Source organism: Arthrobacter sp. AG258, from assembly GCF_004364695.1.
Classification (GTDB): Bacteria; Actinomycetota; Actinomycetes; order Actinomycetales; family Micrococcaceae; genus Arthrobacter.
Map to the genome: position 1 here is coordinate 119741 of NZ_SOBI01000001.1, position 18366 is coordinate 138106.

An 18366-nucleotide genomic window follows, 5' to 3' on the forward strand; every position below is an offset into this window, starting at 1 on the left:
CTGCATCCAACACAGCGTTAACGGGCGACGAAGCCTCGGATAACAGTCCTTCGAGAAGGGCAAATGCGGGCTTCAGCCCACTGACGGTCTGGTGTAGTTAGTCCCTAGATTCAGCCAGTGCCCGCCACGAGCAGGCTCCCGACCCGGGAGAGACACGCATGACCCGTCAACTCGCCCCGCATCCGTCCGCCAAGCCCAAGCGGCCGCCAGGACCCGCAGCGAAAATTCCGCACCGGCGGTGGACCGCAAGGAACCGCCGGGACTTCTTTGTTTTCCTTGCCATGGCGCTGCCCAACCTGGTGCTGATCGCCGTCTTCACCTACCGTCCGCTGATCAGCAACATGTACTACTCCACGCTGGACTGGACGCTGGGTTCCCCCACCGCCACCGTCGTGGGCCTGGCCAACTACGCCACCTTCTTCACCAGCAATGACGCCCCCAAGGTCCTGGGGACCACCGCCGTGTTCACCGTGGTGACGGTGGGCGGATCCATGCTGCTGGGCCTGCTGGTGGCGGTGGCGCTGAACGGGAAGATCCGTGGCACCACGTTTGCCCGGTCCGCCGTGTTTGCGCCCTACGTGCTCTCCGGCGTGGGCGTAGGCCTGGTGTGGCTGTTCATCTTCGACCCCGGCTACGGCGTCCTCGCCTGGCTGCTGCGCGGCATCGGCCAGCAGAGCCCACAGTGGATCAACGACCCCCAGTTGTCGCTGGTCATGGTGATCCTGGTGTACGTCTGGAAGAACCTTGGCTATTGCGCCGTGGTGTACCTTGCCGGGCTGCAGTCCCTGCCGAAGGACGTCATGGAAGCTGCATCCCTCGACGGTGCGAACGGGTTCCGGCGTTTCCTGAGCATCTCGCTGCCGCTGTTGTCCCCCACCACGTTCTTCCTCCTCATCACCACCATGCTCAGCTCGTTGCAGGCCTTCGACCTCATCCGCATCATGACGCCGCTGGGCGCCGGCACCAGCACCCTGATCTACGAGGCCTACCTCCAAGCGTTCGGGGCGTACAACCGGGCCGGCTATTCGGCAGCCATTTCCGTGGTGCTGTTTGCCATCCTCCTGGTGATCACCGTGCTGCAGCTGCGCTTCGTGGAACGAAAGGTGCACTACTCGTGACGTCCCTATCACCGGTCAACCCGGACCCGGCGGCCCCGGCGGTGTCGACGCCGGATCCGGCCCTCCGCCCCGACCGCCCCTTTTCGCGCCGAAACCTTGTCCAGACGATTGTTGGCGGCTACCTGCCGCTGCTCATTGCCACCCTGGTGGTGTTCCTGCCCCTGCTCTGGATGGTCCTCAGCTCCTTCAAGTCCTCCGGCGAGATTGTCACCACGGACCTGAAGATCCTCCCGGAGAGCCTGAACCTGGAGAACTATCGGACCGCCATGACCACCGTCCCGTTTGGACAGTTCTTCCTGAACAGCACCATCGTTACCCTGGCGGGGGCCACCATCAAGGTGCTGCTCGCGATCCTGACGGCGTACGCGCTGGTCTTTGTCCGCTTCCCGTTCCGGAACTTCATCTTCCTGTTGATCCTGGTGGCCCTCATGGTGCCGCCGCAGGTCTCCATCCTGCCCAACTTCATCCTGATCGCCGGGATAGGCGGAAAGAACACCCTGTGGGGCATCATCCTGCCGGGCCTCGGCACCGCGTTCGGTACCTTCCTGCTGCGCCAACACTTCCGGACCCTGCCCGCCTCCATCCTGGAATCGGCGGAAATGGACGGGGCCGGGCACTGGCGCCGGCTGTGGCAGATCGTGGTTCCGGTCTCGGTCCCCTCCATTGCCACGGTGGCACTGGTGACCATCGTGACCGAATGGAACGACTACATCTGGCCGCTGATCATCACAGACCGGCCGGAGACCATGACCCTCCCGGTGGGCCTGACGCTGTTGCAAAACAGTGAGAGCAACGCCGCCGGCTGGGGCGTGCTCATGGCCGGCGCCGTCCTGGTCATCGTGCCCATCCTGATCATCTTCGCGGCCCTGCAGCGCTACATCGTGGCGGGCCTCACCCAAGGCAGCGTGACCGGCTAAGCTGCCGGCCGCCGTCGAACTTCCACCTTCCACAAGGCAACAACCGAAAGGAACTCGCATGGCATTGCATCTGGACCGGAGGCATTTCCTGGGCCTGGCAGGGGCTACCGCCTCCGCGGCCGCCCTGGCAGCATGCGGCGGACCCTCCACCACCGGCGGCGGCCAGGCCACGTCCCAAGCGGCCGACATCGACTTCAGCGGGGTAAAGCCTGCGGCCAAGATCGACTTCTGGTCCAGCCACCCTGGCCAGTCCCAGGACGTCGAAAAGAGCCTGATCGACAAATTCCACGTCCAGAACCCGGACATCACGGTCAACCTGGTTACGGCCGGCGCCAACTATGAGGAGATCGCCCAGAAATTCCAGACCGCGCAGGCGGCCAAGTCGGGCCTCCCCGGCGTCGTGGTCCTGTCCGACGTCTGGTGGTTCCGCTATTACACCAACGGCAGCATCATCCCCGTCGACAGCCTCACCAAGCAGCTGGACATGAAGATGGACGATTTCCAGAAGTCCTTGGTGGACGACTACAAATACGACGGCAAGCAGTGGGCCCTCCCCTACGGCCGCTCAACGCCCCTGTTCTACTACAACAAGGATCACTTCGCCGCCGCGGGCCTGCCCGACCGCGCCCCCAAGACCTGGGACGAGTTCGGGGAATGGGCACCCAAGCTGAAGGCGAGCTCCGGCGCCCAGTACGCCTACATCTACCCGGCCCTGGCCGGCTATGCGGGGTGGACGCTGCAGAACATGCTGTGGGGCTGGGGCGGCGGCTGGTCCAACGAATGGGACATCACGTGCGACTCAACCGAGTCCGTGGCGGCGCTGCAGTGGGCCCAGGACTCGATCTACAAGGACAAGTGGGCAGGCGTCTCCTCCAAGGAAGCCGCAGACGATTTCTCCGCCGGCCTGACCTCCACCACCATTTCCTCCACCGGCTCGCTGCTGGGAATCCTGAAGTCCGCCAAGTTCAATGTGGGCGTAGGCTTCCTGCCGGGCGGCCCGAAGGCGCAGTCCAACGTATGCCCCACCGGCGGCGCCGGCCTGGGCATTCCGAGCGGGATCACCAAGGAGGAACAGCTGGCCGCGGGTACGTTCCTGAAGTTCATCACGCAGCCGGAGAGCACCGCGGAGTTCTCTGCCGCCACCGGCTACATGCCCACCCGCAAGTCTGCCGACATGACGGCGGTCCTGGCCAAGACGCCGCAGATCAAGACGGCCATGGACCAACTGGCCGTCACGAAGGTCCAGGACAACGCCCGGGTGTTCCTGCCGGGCGCAGACCAGGAGATGGCGAAGGCTGCCGCGAAGATCCTCACCCAGCAGGGCGACGTCAAGTCCTCCATGACGGACCTGAAGAGCACCCTGCAGGGGATCTACGACCGGGATGTGAAGCCGAAGCTGAAGGCTTAACGCTTTTCGACACGCAAAAGCCCTGGCGAACCCCGTTTATGGGTTCGCCAGGGCTTTTGCGTGTCGCTGAGGAAAACACGCGTCGTACCGCTCTTGGCGGTTTGGCCTAAGGGATGGGAACGGGTGTGACGCCCAGCGGCACCAGGTGCTCCGCGCCGCCGTCGGGGGCCGAAAGCACCCAGATGCCCTTCTCATGCACAGCAACCGAATGCTCCCACTGGCAGGACCGCTTGCCGTCGGTGGTGACCACGGTCCAGTCGTCCTCAAGAACCGCGGTGTCGATGCCGCCACGGACCAGCATGGGTTCGATGGCAAGGCACAGGCCTGGCTTGATCTTCGGTCCCCGGTGGTTGGTGCGGTAGTTCAGCACGTCCGGGGCCATGTGCATCTCGGAGCCAATGCCGTGGCCCACGTAGTCCTCCAGGATGCCCAGGGGCTTGCCCGGAACGGAAGAGACGTAATCGTCGATGGCGGCACCGATATCGCCCACATGGCTTCCCGTGGCCAGCGCCGCGATGCCACGCCACATGGCTGCCTCGGTGACGTCGGAGAGCCGCTGGTCTTCGGGATCCGCTGTGCCCACGATCACGGACCGCGCGGAATCGGAGTGCCAGCCGTCGACGATGGCTCCGCCGTCGATGGAAATGATGTCACCGTCCTGCAGGACCCGGCTGCCCGGGATACCGTGGACCACTTCCTCGTTCACTGACGTGCAGATGGTGGCGGGGAAGCCGTGATAGCCCAGGAAGTTGGATTTCGCGCCCGCTTCGTTGAGGACCGCTGCGAAGACGTCGTCCAGGTGCTTGGTGGTGACACCAGGCACTGCGGCGGCGACGGCGGCATCCAGCGCGCGGCTGAGGACCAGTCCGGCTTCATGCATGGTGCGCATCTGGGCGTTGTTCTTGAATTCGATGCGGGGTTGGCCGAAGGCCATGGTGTGTCCTTTCAAATGGCTGAGGCTCCTCCCGGATTCCGGGAGGAGCCTCGATAACCGTGGCGCCTTGGGTCAGGCTGCCTGTGCAGCCTTGATGGCCTGCATCACGCGGTTGGTTACTTCATCGATGGGACCGATCCCGTCCACCTGGGTCAGGATGCCACGCTCGGCATACTTCGCCACCACGGCCTCCGTCTGCTCGTGGTAGAGGTCAAGGCGGTGGCGGATGACGGCTTCGTTGTCGTCGCTCCGGCCCGTTTCCTTGGCCCGGCCCAGGAGGCGATGAACCAGTTCCTCGTCGTCGGCCGTCAGCTGCAGCACCACGTCGAGCTTCTCGTCGCCGTCGGCGAGGATCTCGTCAAGGTAGTCCACCTGCGCGGTGGTGCGCGGGTAGCCGTCCAGCAGGAAGCCGTTTTCGACGTCGGATTCGCCCAGGCGGTCACGCACCATCTTGTTGGTCACGCTGTCCGGCACGAAGTCACCGTTGTCCATGTACTTCTTCGCCTCGATGCCGAGCGGGGTTTCGCCCTTCACGTTGGCGCGGAAGATATCGCCGGTGGAGATGGCCACAACGCCAAGGCGTTCTGAAATCCGCTCCGCCTGCGTTCCTTTTCCGGAACCGGGAGGTCCAATAATCAGCATTCTCGTCATCGCAAAAGCCCTTCGTAGTGACGTTGTTGTAGCTGCGCATCAATTTGCTTGACGGTCTCCAGGCCAACGCCCACCATGATCAGGATCGAGGTGCCACCGAACGGGAAGTTCTGGTTTGCGTTGATCAGTACCAGTGCCACCAGTGGAATCAGTGCCACGAAACCCAGGTAGAGGGCGCCGGGCAGCGTGATCCGCGAGAGCACGTACTGCAGGTAGTCCGCGGTCGGCCGGCCGGCGCGGATACCTGGAATGAAGCCGCCGTACTTCTTCATGTTGTCCGAGACTTCTTCAGGGTTGAAGGTAATCGCGACGTAGAAGTAGGTGAAGAACACGATCAGGAGGAAGTAAACCGCCATGTAGATCGGGTGGTCACCGCGGGTCAGGTTGTTGTTTATCCATTCAACCCACGGCTGGAGCTGCTCGCCGTTCCGAGGCTGGTTGAACTGTGCGATCAGCCCTGGAATGTAAAGCATGGAGGAAGCGAAGATCACCGGAATGACGCCGGCCATGTTCACTTTGATGGGAATGTAGGTGCTGGTTCCGCCCACGGTCCGGCGGCCGATCATCCGCTTGGCGTACTGGACCGGAACGCGCCGCTGGGACTGTTCCACGAAGACCACCAGGGCAACCGTGAGAAGGCCCACCACCAGGACGAGGAAGAAAGTCCCCGGTCCCTGGGAGGTCCAGATCGCGCCGAGCGAGGTGGGGAACTGCGCTGCGATGGAGGTGAAGATCAGCAGCGACATGCCGTTGCCCACACCCTTTTCGGTGACGAGCTCGCCCATCCACATGATCAGGCCGGTGCCGGCCGTGAGGGTGATGATGATCAGGATGGTGGTGATGATGCTCGTGTCCGGGATCACCGGGAGCTGGCAGCCCGGCAGAAGCTGGCCGGAGCGGGCCAGGGACACCAAAGTGGTGGCGTTGAGCAGGCCCAGGGCGATGGTGAGGTAGCGGGTGTACTGGGTCAGCTTGGACTGGCCCGATGCGCCCTCGTCGTAGAGCTGCTGGAACCGGGGAATGACCACCCGGAGCAGCTGGACGATGATGCTGGCCGTGATGTACGGCATGATGCCCAGGGCGAAGATGGACACCTGGAGCAACGCGCCGCCGCTGAAAAGGTTGACGAGCTGGTACAGCCCGCCGGCAGTCTGACCGTTATGCAAGCATTGCTGGACATTCTGGTAGTTCACACCGGGCGAGGGAATGAAAGCACCCAAGCGGAAGATGGTGATGATTCCCAGCGTGAACAACAACTTGCGTCGCAGATCAGGCGTGCGAAAGGCCCGGCCAAATGCGCTAAGCAAGCGTCCTCCTGTGGTGTCAATAAGAGTGGGGTTGCGGAACTTGATAAATCCCGACAACCGAGTCTAACGGTTTGATGCGCCATGCGAACAATCCATCCCCGCCGGGGTGCGCCGGAAGGCAGGAAAAATTCGCCCGGCGGATATGGAAAACTCCCGGTATCCGGGGCCAAAGCCCGCGGATACCGGGAGTTCAACAGCTGGCGCCGTCCCTTTAGAGGGCGGTGGTGCTTCCGCCTGCTGCGGCAATCTTTTCTGCGGCACTGGCCGAGAATGCGTGGGCGGTGACGTCAACCTTGACGGTGATGTCGCCGGTGCCCAGCACCTTGACGGGCTGGTTCTTGCGAACGGCACCCTTTTCGACCAGGTTCTCCACGGTGACTGCGCCACCTTCCGGGAACAGCTCGTTGAGCTTGTCCAGGTTTACAACCTGGAACTCAACCCGGAACGGGTTCTTGAAGCCGCGCAGCTTCGGCAGGCGCATGTGCAGCGGCAATTGGCCGCCGGCAAAGCCAGCCTTCACCTGGTAGCGGGCAGCCGTACCCTTGGTACCGCGGCCGGCGGTCTTACCCTTGGATGCCTCACCACGACCAACACGGGTCTTGGCGGTCTTGGCACCCGGAGCGGGACGCAGGTGGTGAACCTTCAGGGCGTTCTGCTTCTCAGCAGCCTGTGCCTTATCAGCAGTGTTCTCTGCCATTTACTTCGCCTCCTCTACCTTTACCAGGTGCGGAACCGTGTTGATCATCCCGACGGTCACGGCGTCGGCGGTGCGGACAACGGTGTGTCCGATCCGCTTCAGGCCGAGCGACCGCAGGGTGTCGCGCTGGTTCTGCTTGCCGCCAATGGCGGACTTGATCTGAGTGATCTCCAACTGAGCGTCGGAGGGGACCAGGTTCTTAGCCATGACTAGGCACCTGCCTTCGGGGCGAGAAGGGCCTTCACCAGTGCCTGGGGAGCAACCTCGTCCAGCGGCAGGCCGCGGCGTGCTGCCACGGATGCCGGCTCTTCGAGGCGCTTCAGGGCATCAACGGTCGCGTGAACGATGTTGATGGCGTTGGAGGAACCGAGCGACTTGGAGAGGATGTCGTGGATGCCCACGCACTCCAGTACTGCACGGACCGGACCACCGGCGATAACACCGGTACCGGCGGAGGCCGGACGCAGCATTACGACGCCGGCAGCGGCTTCACCCTGAACACGGTGCGGGATGGTGCTGCCGACGCGGGGAACGCGGAAGAAGGACTTCTTGGCCTCTTCAACGCCCTTGGCGATAGCAGCGGGAACTTCCTTGGCCTTGCCGTAGCCGACCCCGACCATGCCGTTACCGTCACCAACGACCACCAGAGCGGTGAAGCTGAAGCGACGACCACCCTTGACGACCTTGGAAACGCGGTTGATGGTGACAACGCGCTCTACGAACTGGTTCTTTTCGGCTTCACGGCCACCGTCGCGGCCGCCACGGCCACCGCGGTCGCCGCGGCCCTGGCCACGGTCTCCACGCTCGCCGCGACGGGCGCCACCACGGCGGTCCTCAGCAGCGGGGGCAGTGGTCTCAGCAGCTGCGGCTTCGGGCGCCTTCTGATCTGCAGACACAGTGTCCTTTTCCTTGTTTGCTTCGGTCACAGTGACAGCCCACCTTCGCGTGCACCGTCGGCGACGGCGGCGATCCGGCCGTGGTACTTGTTACCACCACGGTCGAATACGACAGCCTCGACACCGGCAGCCTTGGCACGTTCGGCAACGAGCTCGCCGACGCGCTTGGCCTTGGCAGTCTTGTCACCGTCGAATGCACGAAGGTCAGCTTCCAGAGTGGACGCGCTTGCTACGGTCTGGCCAATGCTGTCATCGACAACCTGGACAAATACGTGGCGTGCGGAGCGGTTAACCACCAAACGGGGGCGGGCAGCCGTACCGGCAATGCGCTTGCGGATACGAAGCTGGCGGCGGCTGCGTGCAGCTGCCTTGCTCTTGTTCGTACGCTTCTTGTTAATGGCGATGGCCATGGTTACTTACCAGCCTTTCCGACCTTGCGGCGGATGACTTCGCCGGCGTAACGGATGCCCTTGCCCTTGTAGGGGTCAGGCTTGCGCAGCTTGCGAATGTTGGCAGCAACTTCGCCGACCTGCTGCTTGTTGATGCCTGAGACAGAGAGCTTGGTCGGACCCTCTACTGCAAAGGTGATGCCGGCCGGAGCGGAAACGCTGACCGGGTGGCTGAAGCCGAGAGCGAACTCAAGGTCAGATCCCTTGGCCTGAACGCGGTAACCGGTACCGACGATTTCAAGCTTCTTCTCGTAGCCTGCGGTGACGCCCTGGATCATGTTGGCGATCAGGGTGCGGGTCAGGCCGTGGAGTGAACGGGAGGCGCGCTCATCGTTCGGGCGGGTAACGGTCAGGGTGTTCTCGTCCAGGGCAACCTCGATGGGGCTGGCCACAGTGTGGCTAAGCTCCCCCTTGGAACCCTTGACGCTGACGACAGAGCCGTCAACCTTGACCTCAACGCCGGCAGGAACGGTGATGGGGAGACGTCCAATACGTGACATTATTCTCTTCCTTTCCCGTTACCAGACGTACGCGAGGACTTCGCCGCCCACGCCCTTCTTGCCGGCCTGCTTGTCAGTCAGGAGGCCGGAAGAGGTGGACAGGATTGCGATACCCAGGCCACCGAGCACGTGCGGGAGGTTGGTGGACTTCGCGTAAACGCGGAGACCCGGCTTGGAGATCCGGCGTACACCGGCGATGGAACGCTCGCGGTTCGGACCGAACTTGAGTTCGAGGGTCAGCTTCTTGCCAACCTCTGCGTCCTCTTCCTTCCAGCCGGCGATGAAACCTTCGGCCTTGAGGATGTCGGCAACGCGTGCCTTGAGCTTGCTGTACGGCATAGTCACGGAGTCGTGGTACGCCGAGTTTGCGTTACGCAGGCGCGTAAGCATATCTGCGACAGGATCTGTCATTGTCATGTGGGCTCATGCCCTTCCTCATAACGGTTTCCGCCGTTCCGTCCGCTGGGGAGCGGAGCAGCCGGACCTTTTACGTAGTTAATTAAGCTTCGGTTTTGAACGGGAAACCAAGCGCCTTGAGCAGCGCACGGCCTTCGTCGTCGGTCTTCGCGGTGGTGACAACCGTGATGTCCATACCGCGGACGCGGTCGATCTTGTCCTGGTCGATTTCGTGGAACATAACCTGCTCGGTCAGACCGAAGGTGTAGTTGCCATTGCCATCGAACTGCTTGCCACTGAGGCCGCGGAAGTCGCGGATACGGGGCAGGGCCAGGCTGACCAGGCGGTCCACGAATTCCCACATGCGGTCGCCACGCAGGGTTGCGTGTGCACCGATGGGCATGCCTTCGCGCAGCTTGAACTGTGCGATCGACTTGCGGGCCTTGGTAACCTGCGGCTTCTGGCCGGTGATCTGGGTGAGGTCGCGGACAGCGCCGTCGATCAGCTTGGAGTCCTTGGCGGCATCTCCAACACCCATGTTCACAACAACCTTCACCAGACGGGGTACCTGGTTCACGTTCGAGTACTTGAATTCATCCTGCAGCGCAGCCTTGATGGATTCGGCGTACTTGGTCTTCAGACGAGGAACGATCTTCGTTGCCGGGGTCTCGATAGTCTCGGTCATTAGATGTCCTTCCCGGTGCTCTTGGACACGCGGATGCGGACGGTCTTCTTGACGCCGTTCTTCTCCACAGTGTCGAGGCGGAAGCCCACGCGGGTCGGCTTCTTGGTCGACGGGTCAACCAGGGCCACGTTGGAAACGTGAATCGGGGCCTCTACAACCTCGATGCCGCCGGTCTTGGTGCCGCGCTGCGACTGTCCAACCCGAGTGTGCTTGGTGACGCGGTTAACGCCCTCAACCAGCACGCGGTTGGTGTCGGTGAAAACGCGCAGAACCTTGCCCTGCTTGCCACGGTCGCCGCCGCGCTCAGCCTTGGCGCCAGTGATGACCTGAACCAGGTCACCCTTCTTGATCTTTGCAGCCATGGACTAGAGCACCTCCGGAGCCAGAGAAACGATCTTCATGAACTTCTTGTCACGCAGTTCACGACCAACCGGTCCGAAGATACGGGTACCGCGGGGGTCACCGTCGTTCTTCAGGATCACAGCTGCGTTCTCGTCAAACTTGATGTAGGAACCATCCGCACGGCGGCGTTCCTTCTTGGTACGGACGATGACGGCCTTGACCACATCGCCCTTCTTTACGTTGCCGCCCGGGATTGCATCCTTGACGGTGGCGACGATGACGTCGCCGATGCCTGCGTAGCGACGGCCGGATCCACCGAGAACGCGAATGGTAAGGATTTCCTTAGCACCCGTGTTGTCGGCGACCTTCAGTCGCGACTCCTGCTGAATCACTATTTACTCCTTGCGTCGCGCCGGTTCTCAGGCCGTGGTCTTGCTACGGAATGAGCCTTGCGGAACGGTTGATCGGGGTGTCTCTTGACCTGCCTGGATTTTGCCAGACCAGGCCTAAACGCCCGTGCCAGAAGCAGTTGCTCCCATCCGGTCCGGGACGGATCCCGGGCGCACAGGGGCACTATGCTGTGGCACGCTTGTTTACGAGGTTGATGACGGCGCACAGAAGGCGCCATACAAACTCAATATCCTAGCACGTTTTCCGCCAGTCCCCATATCACCCCTCGCATCCGCACCGCAAGACGGACGACGGCGTCACGCACGGCAGCCTTTCGGCCCACCCATGGTGCCTGTCCCCCGCCGGCCCAGGCGCCGGCGTCGTCCGCGGCGTCCGAAGGGTGCCTGGCGTGACACTGCCGGCCATTTAAACGAGGAAGCCCCCACTCCCGGAAGGGAGCAGGGGCAACAGCTAAGCAGCAGGTGCTACTTGGCCTTCTCGAGGATTTCCACGAGCCGCCAGTTCTTGGTGGCGGACAGCGGACGGGTCTCGGCGATGACAACGAGGTCGCCGATTCCGGCGGTGTTCTCTTCGTCGTGTGCCTTGACCTTGGATGTACGGCGGATAACCTTGCCGTACAGGGCGTGCTTTACGCGGTCCTCAACCTCAACAACGATGGTCTTTTCCATCTTGTCGGAGACCACGTAGCCGCGACGCGTCTTGCGGTAACCGCGCTCCCCAGCCTTGGCGGCGGTAGCAGTTTCCGTCACGTTCTCGTCCTTTTCACTCACTTGGCATCCTCCTCGGTCTCAACCGTTTCAGCCTTTTCGGCCTTCTTGGTTGCAGCCTTCTTGGACTTCTTTTCTTCCTTGGCTTCCACAACCGGTGCGGCAACCTCGGCACGAATGCCCAGCTCGCGTTCGCGGAGAACGGTGTAGATGCGGGCAATGTCCTTCTTTACTGCACGCAGGCGACCGTGGTTCTCCAGCTGTCCGGTGGCGGACTGGAAGCGCAGGTTGAACAGCTCTTCCTTGGCCTTGCGGAGTTCTTCAACGAGACGCTCGTTGTCGAAACCGTCCAGCTGTGCGGGAGCCAGATCCTTGGATCCTACTGCCATTTCTACTCACCACCTTCGCGACGCACAATGCGTGCCTTCAACGGCAGCTTGTGGATTGCCAGGCGCAGGGCCTCGCGAGCTACCTCTTCATTGACACCGGAGAGTTCGAACAGAACCCGGCCCGGCTTGACGTTGGCGACCCACCATTCCGGCGAACCCTTACCGGAACCCATGCGGGTTTCGGCAGGCTTCTTGGTCAGGGGACGGTCCGGGTAGATGTTGATCCAGACCTTACCGCCACGCTTGATGTGGCGGGTCATCGCGATACGGGCAGATTCGATCTGGCGGTTGGTGACGTATGCCGGGCTCAGAGCCTGGATACCCCACTCACCGAACGAGACCTCGGTGCCGCCCGTTGCAGCGCCGGAACGACCCGGGTGGTGCTGCTTACGGTGCTTGACTCGACGTGGGATAAGCATTTAAGCCTGTCCTCCTTCTGCTGCTGCAGGTGCAGCTTCAGCTGCCGGAGCTTCAGCAGCAGGAGCTGCGTCAGCGGCCGGGCGGTCGTTGCGACGGCGGCGGTCACCGCGGTCGGCGCCACCCGGACGGCCGGGACGGTCGCCACGGTTGCCGCGGGACGGTGCCGAGGCAGCCTGGGCGGCCAGTTCTTTGGCAGTGACGTCGCCCTTGTAGATCCAGACCTTCACACCAATGCGGCCGAAGGTGGTCTTGGCTTCGTAGAAGCCGTAGTCGATGTTCGCGCGGAGGGTGTGCAGGGGCACACGGCCTTCGCGGTAGAACTCCGAGCGGGACATTTCAGCGCCACCGAGGCGGCCCGAGCAGGCGATACGGATGCCCTTGGCACCTGCACGCTGTGCGGACTGCATGGCCTTCTTCATCGCACGGCGGAATGCCACGCGGGAAGTCAGCTGCTCTGCAACGCCCTGGGCCACAAGCTGGGCTTCCATCTCGGGGTTCTTGACCTCGAGGATGTTCAGCTGGACCTGCTTGCCGGTGAGCTTCTCGAGCTCGCCGCGGATGCGGTCTGCTTCTGCTCCACGGCGGCCGATGACGATGCCGGGACGGGCCGTGTGGATATCCACGCGGACACGGTCACGGGTGCGCTCGATCTCGACCTTGGCGATACCGGCGCGCTCCATGCCCGTGGACATGAGCTGGCGGATGCGGATGTCTTCGCGAACGAAGTCCTTGTACCGCTGGCCGGCCTTGGTGCTGTCAGCGAACCAGTGCGATACGTGATCGGTGGTGATGCCGAGTCGGAACCCGTGCGGGTTTACTTTCTGTCCCACTTAGCGAGCCTCCTCTTTCTCCGGGGTAGCGACTACCACGGTGATGTGGCTGGTGCGCTTCTTGATCTGAAATGCACGACCCTGGGCACGCGGCTGGAACCGCTTCATGGTCGGGCCTTCATCAACAAACGCTTCGCTGATGATGAGGTCACCTTCGTCAAACGCCACGCCGTCGCGGTCCGCGAGGACCCGGGCGTTGGAGATTGCCGACTGAACTACCTTGAATACCGGCTCCGAAGCTGCCTGGGGGGCAAACTTCAGAATTGCCAGAGCCTCATTCGCTTGCAATCCACGAACAAGGTTGACGACGCGCCGGGCCTTCATAGGCGTTACGCGGATGTGGCGCGCAATTGCCTTGGCTTCCATTGCTTTCCTTCTCTCGTCTTTGACGTAAACGCAGGCGCCTAGCGGCGCTTGCCCTTACGGTCGTCCTTGACATGGCCGCGGAATGTCCGCGTGGGAGCGAATTCGCCGAGCTTGTGCCCGACCATCGACTCAGTGACAAACACCGGGATGTGCTTGCGTCCGTCGTGTACGGCGATCGTGTGCCCGAGCATGTCGGGGATGATCATCGAACGGCGGGACCAGGTCTTGATGACGTTCTTGGTGCCCTTTTCGTTTTCCCTGGCGACCTTCACAAAGAGGTGCTGGTCAACGAAAGGACCTTTTTTCAGGCTGCGTGGCATGTGTCCAGGCTCCTATCGCTTGTTCTTGCCAGTACGACGGCGACGCACAATAAGCTTGTCGCTCTCTTTGTTCGGGCGGCGGGTGCGGCCTTCACGCTTACCGTTCGGGTTGACGGGGTTACGTCCACCGGACGTCTTACCCTCACCACCACCGTGCGGGTGGTCAACCGGGTTCATGGCGACACCACGGACGGTCGGGCGGACGCCCTTCCACCGCATACGGCCGGCCTTGCCCCAGTTGATGTTCGACTGCTCGGCGTTGCCGACCTCGCCGACGGTTGCGCGGCAGCGCACGTCAACGTTGCGGATTTCGCCGGAAGGCAGGCGCAGCTGGGCGAAACGGCCTTCCTTGGCAACGAGCTGGATGGATGCACCGGCGGAGCGGCCCATCTTGGCGCCGCCGCCCGGGCGCAGTTCAACTGCGTGGATGACGGTACCCACCGGGATGTTGAGCAGGGGCAGGTTGTTACCGGGCTTGATGTCTGCACCGGCACCTGCCTCCACAACGTCACCCTGGGAGAGCTTGTTGGGGGCGATGATGTAACGCTTGGTGCCATCAACGTAGTGCAGGAGGGCGATGCGAGCCGTGCGGTTCGGATCGTACTCGATTTCGGCAACGCGGGCGTTGACGCCGTCCTTGTCGTGGCGACGGAAGTCGATCAGACGGTACTGGCGCTTGTGTCCACCGCCTTTGTGGCGGGTGGTGATCTTACCGGTGTTGTTACGGCCGCCCTTCTTGGGCAGCGGACGTACCAACGACTTTTCCGGCGTCGACCGCGTGATTTCGATAAAGTCCGCTACGCTCGAGCCACGACGGCCCGGGGTAGTCGGCTTGTACTTACGGATTCCCATAATTTATTTCCTCGTTAAAGTGGTCTCCGCTACGCGAGCGGACCGCCGAAGATGTCGATGGTGCCTTCTTTGAGGGTGACAATCGCACGCTTGGTGTTCTTGCGGGTACCCCATCCGAATTTGGTGCGCTTGCGCTTACCGGCACGGTTGATGGTGTTGATCGATTCGACCTTGACGGAGAAGATCTTCTCCACGGCCAGCTTGATCTCGGTCTTGTTCGAACGGGGGTCCACCAGGAAGGTGTACTTGCCCTCGTCGATCAGGCCGTAGCTCTTTTCCGACACGACGGGTGCAAGCACGACGTCGCGGGGATCCTTGATGGTGGCTGCACTCACTTGGCATCCTCCTCGTTCTTAGCTGCCTTGGCGGCTACGAATGCTTCGTAGGCTGCCTTGGTGAAGACAACGTCATCGGAGACGAGAACGTCGTAGGTGTTCAGCTGGTCTGCGTACAGAACGTGAACGCCGGCGAGGTTGCGCACGGACAGTGCGGCAACGTCGTTGTCGCGCTCGATGACGACCAGCAGGTTCTTGCGGTCGGAAACACCGCGGAGCGTTGCCAGTGCGGTCTTGGCGGAAGGCTTGGTGCCTTCAACCAGTTCAGCGACAACGTGGATGCGTCCGTTGCGGGCCCGGTCGGAGAGTGCGCCGCGCAGTGCAGCAGCAATCATCTTCTTGGGGGTCCGCTGGCTGTAGTCACGCGGGGTGGGACCGTGGACAACGCCACCGCCGGTCATGTGGGGAGCACGGATGGAACCCTGACGGGCGCGGCCGGTGCCCTTCTGCTTGAACGGCTTGCGTCCTGCACCGGAAACTTCAGCGCGGGTCTTGGTCTTGTGGGTTCCCTGGCGGGCAGCAGCGAGCTGGGCAACGACAACCTGGTGCAGCAGCGGCACGTTGGTCTGAACGTCGAAGATCTCTGCAGGCAGGTCAACCTGGACAGTGTTAGCCATTGAACTAGGCTCCCTTCACGGCGGTACGTACGAGGACGACCTGGCCGCGGGCACCGGGAACGGCACCCTTGATCAGGAGCAGCGACTTCTCGACGTCAACCGCGTGAACGGTGAGGTTCAGCGTGGTGTGACGAACGGCGCCCATGCGGCCGGCCATTTTCATGCCCTTGAAGACGCGGCTCGGGGTGGATGCGCCACCGATTGAACCGGGCTTACGGTGGTTCTTGTGGGCACCGTGGGAAGCTCCAACGCCGTGGAAGCCGTGACGCTTCATAACACCGGCGAAGCCCTTACCCTTGGTGGTGCCGATGACGTCGATCTTCTGGCCGGCTTCGAAGACCTCTACGGAGAGCTCCTGGCCCAGCTCGTACTCGGCAGCATCTGCGGTACGGAGTTCGACGACGTGGCGGCGAGGCGTGACGCCTGCCTTTTCAAAGTGACCAGCCAGCGGCTTGGTGACCTTGCGGGGATCGATCTGGCCGTAGCCGATCTGGACGGCGACGTAGCCATCGGCCTCAGCGTTGCGCAGCTGGGTGATGACGTTCGAATCTGCCTGGACCACAGTGACGGGGATGAGCTTGTTGTTCTCGTCCCAGACCTGGGTCATGCCGAGCTTCGTGCCCAGCAGGCCCTTTACGTTACGGGTTGCGGTCATAGTTTCTCAGCACCTCCCTACAGCTTGATTTCGATGTTCACGTCAGCCGGCAGGTCGAGACGCATGAGCGAGTCGACGGCCTTCGGCGTGGGATCGATGATGTCGATAAGACGCTTGTGCGTGCGCATTTCAAAGTGCTCGCGGCTGTCCTTGTACTTGTGCGGAGAGCGGATCACGCAGTACACGTTCTTCTCCGTCGGCAGCGGCACGGGGCCGACTACCGTTGCGCCTGCGCGCGTGACCGTCTCAACGATCTTCCGTGCTGAAACGTCAATGACCTCGTGGTCGTATGACTTCAGCCGGATGCGGATTTTTTGTCCCGCCATGTCGCCTGACTCTCTTTCAGTCTGTGCTTCCCCGGTTTAGGGCTGCCCTGTTCACTTACCTGTTGTATGGCTGCCGAAGCATTTGAGGTCGTAACCACCATCCGCCGCACAAACTGAATCCGGATAAATCCGGGTTCCTCACCTTGCCGGCGTAACCGACCCCCGCGGTCGGGCGTGTCGCGCTGGGCGCGCATATGAATCCGCAGTTCCATGGGGGTGGGTTATGTTTGGTCTTCAGCTTGGACCCTGCACCCGGCATTATCCGGATCGGGACGCGAAGAAGCGCTTGAACAACTCATCTAGTATGCCGGAAAACCCTGCCAGATGCGAATCGCCGCTTTTCAGCCCCATGAACTGCCATTGCCGTGGACCGGAAGCCACTGGATGATAGGGGCATGACCATGGAAGGCACGGAATCGGTGACCGAACTGGCCGGGCGGGTGCCGCCGTCGTTCACCCTGGGTGTTGCGGCTGCGGCGTTCCAGATCGAAGGCTCCCTCAAGGCGGATGGCCGGGGACCCTCCGGGTGGGACGCCTTTGCCGAAAAGCCCGGGGCAATCCTGGACGGCCACTCCCCCGCCGTCGCCTGCGACCACTACAACAGGTTGCCCGAAGATGTGGCGCTGCTCAAGGAGCTCGGCGTTGGCTCGTACCGCTTCTCGCTCTCCTGGCCCCGCATCCAGCCCGACGGCCAGGGCAGCTTCAACGCCCAGGGACTGGATTTCTACGACCGGCTGATCGACGAACTCCTCGAGGCCGGCATCTCCCCCATGGCCACTCTCTACCACTGGGACACTCCTTTGCCGCTCGAGCACAGGGGCGGCTGGCTGAACCGGGACACGGCGCATCGCTTCGCCGAGTACGCCAGGGCGGCCGGCGAGCGGTTCGGGGACCGGGTGCCGCAGTGGGTCACCCTCAATGAGCCCGTATCGGTAACCCTGAACGGCTATGCCTTAGGGGTGCATGCACCTGGACGCCGCCTGATGTTCGATGCCTTGCCCGCCATCCACAACCAGCTCCTGGCGCACGGGTTGGGGGTCCAGGCGTTGCGGGCCGCCGGAGTTGTTGGCGGCATCGGCCTGACGAACCTGCACTCACCGGTCAGGCCAGCGTCCCGGAAGATCGGCGATCGGATGGTCGCCCGCCTGTACGACCTGCTGATGAACCGGCTGTATGCCGACCCCGTCCTGCTGGGCCGCTACCCGTCCCTGCCGTTGTATGCCAGGCCGTGGTTGCGTTCCATCGGCAGGATCTCCGACGCAGACCTGAAGACCATCCACCAGCCGCTGGATTTCTATGGGCTCAACTACTATTTCCCGGTCAAGGTGGCGCTGGGGCCCGGCATTACGCCCCTGCCGGCGGACATGCACCAGGAACTGGCCAAGCTTCCCTTCCACGAAGTGGGGTATCCGGAGTACGGCAGCACCGGTTTCGGCTGGCCGGTGGCGCCACACCATCTGGGGATCCTGCTGCAGGAAATGCGGGACCGTTACGGTGATGCCCTGCCGCCGGTGTACATCACCGAGGGCGGGGCCAGCTTCCCCGAGCCCGACCGCGTGTCCGAGACTTTGGACGACGCCGACCGGGTGGACTACTTGGCGACGCACCTGGGAACTGCGCTGGAGGCCACGGCGCCCGGCGGTATTGCCGAGGGCGTGGACCTGCGCGGCTACTACGTGTGGACCCTGATGGACAACTTCGAGTGGGCAGCCGGCTACTCGCAGCGCTTCGGCCTGGTGCATGTGGACTTTGAGACCCTTGAACGGACCCCCAAAAAGTCCTTCTACTGGTACCAGGCCCTCTCGCGGGCCCGGGCACGCCGGGACAGCTAGCGCAGG

At 62.7% G+C, this 18366-nt stretch carries 27 protein-coding genes; 4 read left to right on the forward strand and 23 right to left on the reverse strand.

What is annotated here, in order from left to right; genetic code table 11:
• The first annotated feature begins 158 nt into the window (after positions 1-158).
• Genes DFO47_RS00510 through DFO47_RS00520 form a run of 3 tightly spaced genes read left to right on the forward strand, consistent with a single transcriptional unit; the run spans position 159 to position 3443 of the window.
• Entirely contained in the window at positions 159-1118 is a 960-nt protein-coding gene (locus DFO47_RS00510; protein ID WP_208294349.1) for a sugar ABC transporter permease, read from the forward strand.
• A complete protein-coding gene (locus DFO47_RS00515) occupies positions 1115-2035 on the forward strand; it encodes a carbohydrate ABC transporter permease (RefSeq protein ID WP_018760439.1) in 921 nt (306 codons plus the stop codon). The genes DFO47_RS00510 and DFO47_RS00515 overlap by 4 nt, the downstream gene beginning before the upstream one ends.
• A 58-nt stretch (positions 2036-2093) precedes the next feature.
• Complete coding sequence (locus DFO47_RS00520; protein ID WP_133830324.1) at positions 2094-3443, forward strand: ABC transporter substrate-binding protein; 1350 nt, start codon at positions 2094-2096, stop codon at positions 3441-3443.
• A gap of 106 nt (positions 3444-3549) precedes the next feature.
• On the opposite strand, the gene map is transcribed toward DFO47_RS00520, so the two are convergent.
• From map to rpsJ, 23 genes are all read right to left on the reverse strand, one after another.
• Entirely contained in the window at positions 3550-4377 is an 828-nt protein-coding gene (gene map / locus DFO47_RS00525; protein WP_018760441.1) for a type I methionyl aminopeptidase, read from the reverse strand.
• A 72-nt stretch (positions 4378-4449) separates the two neighbouring features.
• A complete protein-coding gene (locus DFO47_RS00530) occupies positions 4450-5019 on the reverse strand; it encodes an adenylate kinase (protein WP_018760442.1) in 570 nt (189 codons plus the stop codon).
• A gap of 5 nt (positions 5020-5024) precedes the next feature.
• Positions 5025-6335 (reverse strand): preprotein translocase subunit SecY, encoded by a 1311-nt coding sequence (gene secY / locus DFO47_RS00535; RefSeq protein WP_026264301.1) that lies wholly within the window; start codon positions 6333-6335, stop codon positions 5025-5027.
• A 211-nt stretch (positions 6336-6546) separates the two neighbouring features.
• Positions 6547-7032: a 50S ribosomal protein L15 gene (rplO, locus tag DFO47_RS00540; protein ID WP_013601817.1), complete on the reverse strand. Its 486-nt coding sequence runs from the start codon at positions 7030-7032 to the stop codon at positions 6547-6549.
• Positions 7033-7239, reverse strand: a complete 207-nt coding sequence (rpmD, locus tag DFO47_RS00545; RefSeq protein ID WP_018760444.1) for a 50S ribosomal protein L30 — start codon at positions 7237-7239, stop codon at positions 7033-7035. It lies immediately after the preceding gene.
• A 2-nt stretch (positions 7240-7241) separates the two neighbouring features.
• Positions 7242-7928, reverse strand: coding sequence for a 30S ribosomal protein S5 (gene rpsE / locus DFO47_RS00550; protein WP_231369818.1), 687 nt, complete (start codon positions 7926-7928; stop codon positions 7242-7244).
• Between the two features lie 26 nt (positions 7929-7954).
• The gene (gene rplR, locus DFO47_RS00555; RefSeq protein ID WP_018760446.1) at positions 7955-8338 is read right to left on the reverse strand and encodes a 50S ribosomal protein L18; all 384 of its coding nucleotides are present in this window, start codon (positions 8336-8338) and stop codon (positions 7955-7957) included.
• 2 nt (positions 8339-8340) lie between these two features.
• Complete coding sequence (gene rplF / locus DFO47_RS00560; protein ID WP_018760447.1) at positions 8341-8877, reverse strand: 50S ribosomal protein L6; 537 nt, start codon at positions 8875-8877, stop codon at positions 8341-8343.
• Positions 8878-8895: 18 nt separating this feature from the next.
• Positions 8896-9294, reverse strand: a complete 399-nt coding sequence (gene rpsH, locus DFO47_RS00565; RefSeq protein ID WP_018760448.1) for a 30S ribosomal protein S8 — start codon at positions 9292-9294, stop codon at positions 8896-8898.
• Positions 9295-9376: 82 nt separating this feature from the next.
• Positions 9377-9958: a 50S ribosomal protein L5 gene (rplE, locus tag DFO47_RS00570; RefSeq protein ID WP_018760449.1), complete on the reverse strand. Its 582-nt coding sequence runs from the start codon at positions 9956-9958 to the stop codon at positions 9377-9379.
• On the reverse strand, positions 9958-10320 hold the full coding sequence (gene rplX / locus DFO47_RS00575) for a 50S ribosomal protein L24 (RefSeq protein ID WP_018760450.1): 363 nt from the start codon (positions 10318-10320) through the stop codon (positions 9958-9960). Before rplX ends, rplE begins: the two co-directional genes overlap by 1 nt.
• A 3-nt stretch (positions 10321-10323) precedes the next feature.
• On the reverse strand, positions 10324-10692 hold the full coding sequence (gene rplN / locus DFO47_RS00580; RefSeq protein WP_003803789.1) for a 50S ribosomal protein L14: 369 nt from the start codon (positions 10690-10692) through the stop codon (positions 10324-10326).
• A 483-nt stretch (positions 10693-11175) separates the two neighbouring features.
• Positions 11176-11481, reverse strand: coding sequence for a 30S ribosomal protein S17 (gene rpsQ, locus DFO47_RS00585; RefSeq protein ID WP_018760451.1), 306 nt, complete (start codon positions 11479-11481; stop codon positions 11176-11178).
• The gene (gene rpmC / locus DFO47_RS21410; RefSeq protein ID WP_018760452.1) at positions 11478-11807 is read right to left on the reverse strand and encodes a 50S ribosomal protein L29; all 330 of its coding nucleotides are present in this window, start codon (positions 11805-11807) and stop codon (positions 11478-11480) included. The genes rpsQ and rpmC overlap by 4 nt, the downstream gene beginning before the upstream one ends.
• A gap of 2 nt (positions 11808-11809) precedes the next feature.
• Entirely contained in the window at positions 11810-12226 is a 417-nt protein-coding gene (gene rplP, locus DFO47_RS00595) for a 50S ribosomal protein L16 (protein WP_015937848.1), read from the reverse strand.
• Positions 12227-13057: a 30S ribosomal protein S3 gene (gene rpsC / locus DFO47_RS00600; RefSeq protein WP_018760453.1), complete on the reverse strand. Its 831-nt coding sequence runs from the start codon at positions 13055-13057 to the stop codon at positions 12227-12229.
• Complete coding sequence (gene rplV / locus DFO47_RS00605) at positions 13058-13423, reverse strand: 50S ribosomal protein L22 (RefSeq protein ID WP_009358304.1); 366 nt, start codon at positions 13421-13423, stop codon at positions 13058-13060.
• 38 nt (positions 13424-13461) lie between these two features.
• Positions 13462-13743: a 30S ribosomal protein S19 gene (gene rpsS / locus DFO47_RS00610; RefSeq protein ID WP_003803803.1), complete on the reverse strand. Its 282-nt coding sequence runs from the start codon at positions 13741-13743 to the stop codon at positions 13462-13464.
• Positions 13744-13755: 12 nt separating this feature from the next.
• Entirely contained in the window at positions 13756-14595 is an 840-nt protein-coding gene (gene rplB, locus DFO47_RS00615) for a 50S ribosomal protein L2 (protein ID WP_026264302.1), read from the reverse strand.
• A 29-nt stretch (positions 14596-14624) separates the two neighbouring features.
• A complete protein-coding gene (gene rplW / locus DFO47_RS00620) occupies positions 14625-14930 on the reverse strand; it encodes a 50S ribosomal protein L23 (RefSeq protein WP_011692807.1) in 306 nt (101 codons plus the stop codon).
• Positions 14927-15547: a 50S ribosomal protein L4 gene (gene rplD, locus DFO47_RS00625; protein WP_018760455.1), complete on the reverse strand. Its 621-nt coding sequence runs from the start codon at positions 15545-15547 to the stop codon at positions 14927-14929. Before rplD ends, rplW begins: the two co-directional genes overlap by 4 nt.
• A 4-nt stretch (positions 15548-15551) precedes the next feature.
• Entirely contained in the window at positions 15552-16202 is a 651-nt protein-coding gene (rplC, locus tag DFO47_RS00630; protein WP_013601833.1) for a 50S ribosomal protein L3, read from the reverse strand.
• A gap of 17 nt (positions 16203-16219) precedes the next feature.
• Positions 16220-16528, reverse strand: a complete 309-nt coding sequence (gene rpsJ / locus DFO47_RS00635; protein ID WP_003803825.1) for a 30S ribosomal protein S10 — start codon at positions 16526-16528, stop codon at positions 16220-16222.
• A 395-nt stretch (positions 16529-16923) separates the two neighbouring features.
• Between rpsJ and DFO47_RS00640 the strand changes: the two genes are divergently transcribed.
• The gene (locus tag DFO47_RS00640; RefSeq protein ID WP_133830325.1) at positions 16924-18360 is read left to right on the forward strand and encodes a GH1 family beta-glucosidase; all 1437 of its coding nucleotides are present in this window, start codon (positions 16924-16926) and stop codon (positions 18358-18360) included.
• The last annotated feature ends 6 nt before the right edge of the window (positions 18361-18366 follow it).